At 27.2% G+C, this 10,221-nt stretch carries 9 protein-coding genes; all 9 read right to left on the bottom strand.

What is annotated here, in order from left to right; genetic code table 11:
* Positions 1-148: 148 nt before the first annotated feature.
* Positions 149-586, bottom strand: coding sequence for a hypothetical protein (locus E6248_RS08910; RefSeq protein ID WP_316340466.1), 438 nt, complete (start codon positions 584-586; stop codon positions 149-151).
* A 511-nt stretch (positions 587-1,097) separates the two neighbouring features.
* Positions 1,098-1,823 (bottom strand): hypothetical protein, encoded by a 726-nt coding sequence (locus E6248_RS08905; protein ID WP_316340465.1) that lies wholly within the window; start codon positions 1,821-1,823, stop codon positions 1,098-1,100.
* A gap of 177 nt (positions 1,824-2,000) precedes the next feature.
* Positions 2,001-2,738: a YebC/PmpR family DNA-binding transcriptional regulator gene (locus tag E6248_RS08900; protein WP_316340464.1), complete on the bottom strand. Its 738-nt coding sequence runs from the start codon at positions 2,736-2,738 to the stop codon at positions 2,001-2,003.
* 146 nt (positions 2,739-2,884) lie between these two features.
* On the bottom strand, positions 2,885-3,532 hold the full coding sequence (locus E6248_RS08895) for a YigZ family protein (protein WP_316340463.1): 648 nt from the start codon (positions 3,530-3,532) through the stop codon (positions 2,885-2,887).
* Positions 3,529-4,932: a PLP-dependent aminotransferase family protein gene (locus E6248_RS08890; RefSeq protein ID WP_316340462.1), complete on the bottom strand. Its 1,404-nt coding sequence runs from the start codon at positions 4,930-4,932 to the stop codon at positions 3,529-3,531. Before E6248_RS08890 ends, E6248_RS08895 begins: the two co-directional genes overlap by 4 nt.
* A gap of 17 nt (positions 4,933-4,949) precedes the next feature.
* Positions 4,950-5,849 (bottom strand): nucleotidyltransferase domain-containing protein, encoded by a 900-nt coding sequence (locus E6248_RS08885; RefSeq protein ID WP_316340461.1) that lies wholly within the window; start codon positions 5,847-5,849, stop codon positions 4,950-4,952.
* 192 nt (positions 5,850-6,041) lie between these two features.
* A complete protein-coding gene (gene hflX / locus E6248_RS08880; protein WP_316340459.1) occupies positions 6,042-7,838 on the bottom strand; it encodes a GTPase HflX in 1,797 nt (598 codons plus the stop codon).
* A 106-nt stretch (positions 7,839-7,944) separates the two neighbouring features.
* The gene (locus E6248_RS08875) at positions 7,945-9,111 is read right to left on the bottom strand and encodes a DHHW family protein (RefSeq protein ID WP_316340458.1); all 1,167 of its coding nucleotides are present in this window, start codon (positions 9,109-9,111) and stop codon (positions 7,945-7,947) included.
* Between the two features lie 16 nt (positions 9,112-9,127).
* The coding region (locus tag E6248_RS08870; protein WP_316340457.1) for an MBOAT family O-acyltransferase at positions 9,128-10,221 on the bottom strand (1,094 nt) is incomplete at its 5' end.

Below are 10,221 nucleotides of genomic sequence, written 5' to 3'. Positions count from 1 at the left end.
ACGAACTGTTTCACTTTTCAGGGGCAAAAAAGTTCTTAGCCTTAGAAATCACATAGGTTTTCACAATAAAATTCACAACTAAAATAATAATAAAAAAGAGCAATCATTTTGATTGCTCTTAACTATTTGTAGCATAAATATGAATGTTTTACTTTGTTTTATTGAAGCTATTTTCGTAAATATCAAGAAATGAAGTTATAAAGCTTGCTTCTTTTCGTTCTTCTTCTGAACCACTAGTAATTTGCCACCCGTATGTTTTGTATGATTTATAATTAAACTGATTTATTGGTAATAAGTTATTTTCTTTTTGAATAACTAATAATCCTCCCTTGTAATCAGTTTTAAGTTTTTTTAATGCTTTTGATGGTGTTTTAAATACTGCGTACCCATCTTTATTAACACCTATTTCAAACTCTTTTCCCTTCTCTAAAAAGGCTTCTTTATCAATGCTTCCTTGTTGTCCTACATACTCTTGTGAGTATCTTAGATTTTCGCTTTGATAATAAAATTTAAAAAAGACCAACGCTCCGATTATTAACATTGCTGATAATGAAAATGCAACTAGTTTCCATTTACTCTTCTTCATTTATTTTCCTCCCATTTTTATTTTTATTTTTATGTTAGGAATATATACGGTACTATTAATACTATATTAACATAATTTTCTTATATACTCCGTATTTATTAATTATTTGAAATATATTATATCTTTTAATGATTCATCATCTAAAATATCTGCTATCAGTAAATCAATTATTTCACTTTCTTCATACTTTGTATATTTTGAGTATTGAGAAATTATTAGCCTGGCTTAGCTTCGATATATGCCATTGAACATTTACGCAATTTTTATATTTAGGTTCTATTGTCTTCAAAATAAAGAACACAAAAAAAATCACATATAAAATCACGTTCGATATAATTTTATATTGAATGTGATTTTATATGTGAAAACGTATATTACTTTATAGAAAAATAGTCTAAAATCCTTTAAAATAAATGGTTTTAGACTATGTGATTTTATCAGTGAATTTTAATGTTATTTTTAAAATCGCCCCTCAAAAGTGAACCCGTTGATTTTACTACGAACCCTACTTCTATTTATATCTTACATCTCTTATTCTAAATTCTAAATCACTTTTACTTAATTGATAGTCAAAATTTGTTTTAATAGTTAATTTTTCATTATTAAGAAATAAATCTGATGAATTAGTCAAGTCTGAATTTATTATATTTCCATTCTTATCTACTTCTAAAATATCCAAAGAAGCATAAGCTATATCCATTCCACTAGTATTGGTTAAAGTAATTTCTAACCCACCAAGTCCAGCAGCTGAGTTCCTTGTATATCTATCTATTACCACTATTGGATCATTAATATTGTTAGTTGAATTGTTGCTTCCACCACCAAGTTGAGAAATTAATTTTTGTGCATCTTCATAGTACTCACTAACTTCACTGACTTCTTCTAATTGCGTTGAGTACATCATCTTTTCAGCTTTACTTAAATCTTTTAATGATTTATTTTCAGTATTCTTTATTACTCTTTCATATACAGTTTTGCTAACTGATATGTCTTCAATAAGAATTAATGATTCTTTAGCTTTATTTGCAACTTTTTTATTTTCATCTTTTTTTAATTTATGAAGTTCTGTCATTACATCTATTTGCTTAGAATTATCAGTTTTATACTCTTGTACTAGTGTATCAATTTCAGTGATTTTTTCAGACTTATCTGTTCCATTGCAACCTACTAATATTAATATACCAACTCCCATTATACTTATAATTGCATTTCTTGTTTTCTTATTATTAATAATCATCTTATTCCCCCCCTCACTATACATTTCTATACAAATACATTATTCCCCTTCTTTTTATATGTATTGGTAATTAAAAAAGGTTCGACATTAAGTCGAACCTAGATTATAATAATTTATTTAATTCTAATTTCAAAGCCTAAACTCAGCCCTAAGCTAGTATTTTTAATCATTCAGAACCTACTCATCCCATCCTTCAGGGAATTCCGCATTGTGGTACACTTCTTGAACATCATCGTCATCATCAAGCAAGTCTAACATCTTTTGGAACTTCTTAGCATCATCTTCATTTAGTTCAGTATAAGTATCTGGTATCATCTTAACTGCTGCTTCTAAGAATTCTAATCCTTCTACTTCTAAAGCTTCTCTTACTGCACCAAAGTCTTCTGGTGTAGTAGTTACTATAAATACTTCTTCTTCAGCTACAAAATCTTCTGCTCCGGCATCTAAAGCAAGCATCATTATTTCATCTTCGTCTTTATCTTCTTTTTCTATTACTATTTCACCTTTTTCTTGGAACATAAAGCTAACACAACCTGTTGCTCCCATGTTTCCACCACCTTTAGTAAAGGCACTTCTTACATTACCTGCTGATCTATTTTTATTATCAGTTAAAGTTTCAACTATAACTGCAACTCCTGATGGACCATATCCTTCATAAACAATGCTTTCATAGTTTACAGCTGATAGCTCACCTGAAGCTTTTTTAATTGATCTCATTATATTGTCATTAGGCATATTTGCAGCCTTTGCTTTAGCAATTACATCTCTTAATTTTGGATTGTTGTCGGGAACAGGGCCTCCATTTTTAACTGCAATTACTATTTCTTTACCTAACTTTGTAAAGATTTTTCCTCTTTTTGCATCTACTTTACCTTTTTTATTTTGAATATTATGCCATTTCGAATGTCCTGACATTTTAATTCCTCCCAACATTAATCTAAAATTTTTAACCTAAGTGGAATTATATCATAATTATTTTTTTATTACAAATCTTCTACATAAAGTGATTCTAAGCTTCAAGCTCTTTGGGAATCAAATTCACTTGAATAGTAATAAATATATTATATAACCTTATAGAGCCTGTTTTCTTCTTTGAAGTAAATATCCTCATCTTCTTTGTTAATTAAAATCTTACCACTAGAAGCCTCTGTTATTTCTTTTTCTATCTCTTCTACAATAGAAACTTCTGATATAGTACTTAGCACTACTTTATCAGTATATTCTATATCTTCAATATGCCAGTTTTTTTCATTAAATATATATTGAATTTTACCAAGCATATCATATTCCATAGTAAATAATAACTTTTGTCCCTTAACCTTCTCAACTACCTTTGCTGCTTTAATGGCAATTGAGGCTCCTTTAGTATATGCTCTAGTTAATCCACCTGCCCCTAGTAGTATTCCTCCATAATATCTAGTTACTACTATTGCACAATCAGTTACATTACTTTTCTTCATAACTTCTAATATAGGAATACCTGCTGTTCCTTGTGGCTCTCCATCATCACTATACCTTTGGATACCCATATTTTCACCTATTACATATGCATAGCAATTATGAGTAGCTTGTTTATGCATAGCTTTTATTTCATTAATAAAAGCCTTAGCTTCTTCTTCATTTTCACATCTTTTAGCATAACCTATAAATTCAGACTTTTTTTCTATAAATCTATCTTCACCATAATTTCTTACTGTAGTATAACTCAAGACAGTTCCTCCCTGATAATTTTAAATCCTTTAATAATTTTTTCCTCACTAGTTTGTGAAAAGCTAATTCTAAAATAATAGTCTCCATCAACTGAATCCTTAAAGAAAATAGCGCCTGGAGTTATATATACTCCTCTTTTTCTTAACTTATAAAATAATTCTTTAGATGTAATATTCTTATTCTTAATTTCTAAATAAAAATATAAACCTCCCTTTGGATCAATATATCTAATATAATCATTTAATTCATTTTCAATTAAACTTTTCATTAATTTATATTTTTTAATATATTCTTTTCTTTGAAAGTCTATATTTTCTTTCCAATATCCCTTACTAATATATAATTCAAGAGCTCTTTGCATTAAACTTGAAGTAGTAATATCTGTATTAATCTTAGACCTTTGAATAATTTCATTAAAGGATGTTGGTGTAACCATATAGCCCAGTCTAATCCCTGGTAAAAATATTTTTGAAAAACTTTTTATATATATTACTCTATCGTATTTATCTAATTTTTTAAAAGGTTCATGTATAATATTATTATCATAAATAAGTTCAGATAAATAATCGTCTTCAATAATATAAAAGTCATATTTTTTAGCTAGTTCTAATATCTTAAGTTTCTTTTCTTTACTATAACTAATTCCTGTTGGATTATGAAAATAGCTCATAGTAAAGAAACAACTAATTTTATTCTTTTTTAGAATTTCTTCAAAGGCTATTAAGTCTATTCCATCTTCCTCTAAGCCTACTTCAAAAATATTAGCTCTTCTCCATTTAAATACAGAAATAGCTCCACCATATGTAGGCTTCTCCACTATTACATTATCATTTATATTTACTATTGCTTTTGATGCTATATCTATACCTTGCTGAGCTCCAGAGACAATAAGAAGATTTCTTATATCTAATTCTTCATCCCAAAAAGATTTATTAATTGTCTCTCTTAAATTTTCATAACCTAAGGCTTCCTTTGCAATTAAAGCATTAGCTCCATCTCTATCTAAAACTTCATTTAAAACATTCTTAAATTCTGCTACTGGAAAATAAACTTCTGAGTTAGTCTCTCCTGTAAAATCAATGACTTCTTCTAATTTTTTTAAAGTCAAACTTTTAATTATTTTTGAATACTCTCTATTAAATAAGGAGATAACTTCTCTTTTCTTAGCATAAGTACCTGAACCTACCTTTTGATAAGCATACCCATCAGACTTTAGCTTTTTATAAGCATTTACTATTGTAACCTTATTTACTTCTAACATATCTGTTAAAGCTCTTATTGTGGGAAGTTTTTCTCCATCCTTTATCTTTTTACCATCTATTAATTTTTTTATATAATTAGCTATTTGAATATATTTAGGAATTTCCTCTTCAAAGACTATATTGTAAAGTTCTTTCATAATTCCCCCAAAAATATTTACTCTTTATATCTATAAACATTTTCCATTGATAATAAAATACCTTTTTCATCTCTAAATTCTCTTTTTTCTTTAACTAAAATATTATTATTATGTAAAACCTTTAAAATTTCCTCTGTTTTAATCTTAAAGTTTTCAAAATAACTATTATTATCGATTTCAAAAGCACTAAGGTATTTATTTTCCTTTTTAATAAAATCAATCATTTCTTTGGCAGCCTTAATTATATTAAATTCTAAATAACCTTCCATATAATTTAATAAGGACTTTATACTCTCTTCAGTAACTTCTTTATATAAAAGATTTTGAACCCTAATATTCAATTCATCATTTAAATTGCAAGCCATATTTAATGAATCTTTAGTAACTGTATATCCATTTATACTTAAATAAAGCATTGAAAAATTATTCAGAGCTCTAATTAATAATTCATGAGCAGTATACCTGCTACCCTTACTTAAATACTTTTTACATATTCCAACTTCCTTATAAAAGTTTCCTAAGTATGTTAAATTCCATCTTCCCTTATCTTTATCTATCATATACAACACTTGTTGATTTAACTCATTTATTTCATTATCTATCGAGTATATTAGTTTAGAAGACATTAAATAATTTTTAATTAAATCTCTTTTCCCTGCAGATTTTAGATAATTTTTGAAACTATCTTTACTAAGAAATTTAATATGTACTGGTATATCTAAAACTTCTGAATAAATATCTCTTATCTTATTAAATCCATCTTTATATATTACAAATAAATCTATATTTGAACCTTCCCATAAATCACCTGAAACCATACTACCAAAAACAAATATTGAAATAACATTAGGATTCTTCTTTAAAATTTCAGTTATTTCTAAATATGCATTTTGATATTCTGCTACTGATTTTGCCATTCCCCATCCCACCTTATAATAATTGTACTATTACAATTTATTATATTAAAAAACTGCAATAAAGTCTAACCTTCATTGCAGTTTTTATTTCACTTATTGTTTATCCAATGGCCACCATTGCTAATACTCCCATCTTCTCAATATGGGAGCTAGGCACTGCTACGTGCCTGGATTAGTTCCTCTAAAATCACTTTATTGTAGTATATTTATTACAAAATCTTTTGACTTATTATAACTTTCATCATCAACTTCTACTACCATAAAACTACCATTATCTCTATATTCCTCTTCTAAAACTCTTCCATTTCTATGAAGATATGAATTTATATCACTTCTATCATAAGGAATCAAATATTCACATTTCTTCATTTTATAAGGAAGTTTTTCTTCAATTAAAGATAATAATCCATCTAAGTTTATACCTTCCTTCGCAGATATTTCTATAGTTTCATATTCTTTAGTAGATTCTCTTATAGAATCTAAATTTTCTTCTGAAACCATATCTATTTTATTTAAAACTAAAATAGTATCCTTATCCTTAGCTCCTAATTCTTGAAGCACTACTTCTACAGCTTCAATTTGTTCTAATGCATTATCTGAAGATGCATCTACAACATGGCATAAAAGATCTGAATAAATCACTTCTTCCAATGTAGACTTAAAAGCTTCGACTAAATCATGAGGTAGTTTTCTAACAAATCCTACTGTATCTGTTATAGTTACAACTCCCTTATTTTTTAAGATAATAGATCTAGTAGTAATATCTAATGTAGCAAATAGCATATCAGCTTCAAAAACCTTTTCCTTGCCTTGTGCTTCTTTTTGAGCTGCAATATCACACAATTTATTTCTAAGAGTTGATTTACCTGCATTAGTATATCCCACTAAAGAAACCTTAGGAATACTTTCCTTATTTCTCTTTTCCCTTTGAACTTCTCTAGTCTTCTTAATTTTCTTTAATTCATCATTTAAATCATAAATAGTTTCTTTAATATGTCTTCTATCAGTTTCTAACTTCTTTTCTCCTGGTCCCTTTGTACCTATTCCTCCACCTGTTCTTGAAAGCATAGTACCTAAGCCTTGCAATCTACTCATTCTATACTTAAGCTGAGCTAATTCTACTTGGATCTTAGCTTCTTTACTTCTAGCTCTTCTTGCAAATATCTCTAGTATTAATGTAGTTCTATCTATAACCTTTGCTCCTAAGGCCGCTTCTAGATTCCTAACTTGAGAACCTGAAAGTTCATCATCAAATATAATTAAGTTAGCATGTTTGCTTTGTCTTAATGATGCTATTTCAAAAACCTTACCTTTTCCTATATAGAAGGCTGGATCTACTTTACTTCTGCTTTGATATACCATATCTAATACTGGAATATCACAAGCCTTTGTTAATTCCTTTAATTCCTCTAAGCTCTCTTTACTATCAGCTCCAACTAAGATAGCCTTTTCTCCATGATCCTCAGTTATTTCTCTTTCCTTTATTAAACCCTCAATATGTTGAATTTTATCTAAAATATTAATAGAAAGTAATTCATTTAAAGATAAGTTTAAATTTTCTTCATAATCTAATAAATCATTAGTAATTGTTATCATTCCAAGAGAATAGTCTGTTATCTTACCATCATAAACTCCAATAGCTACAACAGCATCTAACTTAAGCTTTAATAAAGCCGATAAATCTAAAGCTGATAAATTAGAATATCCATTTGGATGAGTATGAATTACCCTAACTCCAGATAGTCTTCTTTCTCTAATATCAATCATTCCTATTTCTACAGAAGTTGAGTCTCCTATTGTAATTGATACAACTTTCCCTCTCCTGTCTATAGCAACACTAATTTCTCTTTCTATATTAGATGAAATTCTTGATATAGTCTGAATTATCTCTTCACTACAAACCTCATCTTTTAATACCTTTGCTCTATATAATCCCTCAAGTTCCTCTAAGAAGGTCTTCTTTACTCCTTCAATATTACCAAATATCATTTATATCACCCTACTTTATAATATATTAAGTTATATAATAAATCTTATACTTTGTATTAATTATGTTTATATTATAAGTTATTGTCAAGTATTTATGCCCTATCCTCTAAGCTGCTAAATTAAAAATTGAGTCATCTTCATTAAAAGTATTAACATTATATAGAAAAAGTACTTCTTTTATATCATTGTTAATTAAAAACTCTGAAACAGAATCTTTATAATATCTTAAATCTATAAGAAAAATATTCCCATAATTCTCTGTTAAAAAAGGGACAAAATTATTTGCATATGAATCTTTTATTATCAATATCTTCTTATCAGTATTTTTATCTGATTCAATTTCTATAAGTGGGTGATTTCCATCAAGAAAAACCTGATATTTATCTTTATTATAAAGTTTTTCACTATTAAAAAGACTTGGCTCCTTTTTTTGTTCAGTAACATAATTAACTAATACGTTTTTGTTATTAGGAATATATATTTTCAGTTTATCTTTACCTAATCCAAAGAGTCCTATCTTAGAAGATAAACTGCCATAAAAGTCATTGGATGCTATTATACTTTGAAGTTCTTCTTTATTAGTAGCTTCTATTCCTGTGGCTTCACAAAAAGCCTTGTACCCTAAATATGCTCCATCAGCTGTCCAGTGATGATCAGTTTTAAAATAAATATATTCATCTTTATATTGTTCTAATTTATCGTATACTGTAATAAAGTTAATATCTTCTGATATATTTCTTTCTACCGCTTTAATATATTCTATCTCATCATCAACAGGTGAATACTTTGGTAATTTATCATTTAGAATACTTGTAGCAGTAGGTACTAGCATAAAGTTAATATTTAAGTCTGTATTTGATTTCTTAAATTCATTAATAACACTTACTTTATTTAATAAATCCTCATTTGAGGTTATTTTAAAATCTTCAAATAATTTATTATCTTCACCTATATAAACATTGTTTATTTTATTTTTCCCCATCATCAATTCAATTCTTGCTTTAAATGAAATAAAATTTGTTCTCTTAAAGAATTGATCTGCAACATAACTATTTAAGTTTTCTGTATAATTTTCTGATAGGATTTTAGGTCTACTTTGTAAATTTCTATTTTCAACTTCAGAAAAATCTTTATCTAAACTAATAAAATTTGCTATTACAAAAAATATCAATGTCAATATAAAGATACAAGATAAAAATAGAAAATAGCTTTCACTAAATTTCTTAATATTTCTATTAACAAATTTATTCTTTTTTGTTTTATAATTTTTCATATGTATTCACCTATTTCTAAAATCTAAAGTATAAGAATGGATTGTAAGTTTCTGATACTAAATAAGCTATACTTACAATAAATATAATAAACTCTATAAATACTATTAGTACCAAATCATTCTTTTTAAAGAACTTCATAATATTTTCAATAGACTTTTTTAGAATATTGGTTGCTAACACTATGGATAGTACAATTAATATTACATTAGTGTTAATTAAATATGTCCCTAATTTATCTACAATAATATTCCCAAATCCAAGCATTACCTTTATATACTCAATTGCTGATCTTAAATTATCAGCATCAAAGAATACCCATCCTATTGTAACAATTATCATAGTATATAAGTGACATATATACTTAGGTAGCTTATCTAATATTTTTCTAAAAAAGATCTTTTCAAAATATAGTATAAAACCAAAATAAAGCCCCCAAACAATAAAGTTCCAACTTGCGCCATGCCATAATCCAGTGGTTAGCCATACTATAATAATATTTCTTAATTGAATTAGAGTTCCTCTCCTATTCCCACCTAAAGGAATATATAAATACTCCTTGAACCAGCTACCAAGCGATATATGCCATCTTCTCCAAAACTCCGTTATACTTTTTGACATATATGGATAATTGAAATTTTCCAAGAAGTCAAAGCCAAACATTTTCCCAAGTCCAATGGCCATATCTGAATATCCACTGAAATCAAAATATATCTGTAATGTAAATGCTATTATACCTATCCAAGCTGCTAATAATGATAAATTATCAATATTTACGCTCTTTACTTCCATCCAAATAGCTCCTAAATTATTAGCTATTAAAACTTTTTTTGCTAATCCAATAATAAACCTTTCGACACCTTGTCCAAATTTATATATTGTTACCTTTCTATATTCTATTTCTTTTTCTATATCAGAGTACTTTACAATAGGGCCTGCTACAAGTTGTGGGAACATCAATACATATAAAGAAAACTTTATTATATTCTTCTGAGGAATTACTTTACCTTTATAAACATCTATTATATAGGATATTAATTGAAAAGTATAAAATGATATTCCTAATGGTAAAGAAATTTCCCTTACATTTAAATTAATATTAAATACTATAT

This window comes from Clostridium sp. (genome assembly GCF_032552055.1).
Lineage (GTDB): Bacteria > Bacillota > Clostridia > Clostridiales > Clostridiaceae > Clostridium.
Note: the sequence above shows the minus strand (reverse complement) of the source record. Positions and strands in the feature narration are given on the sequence as shown.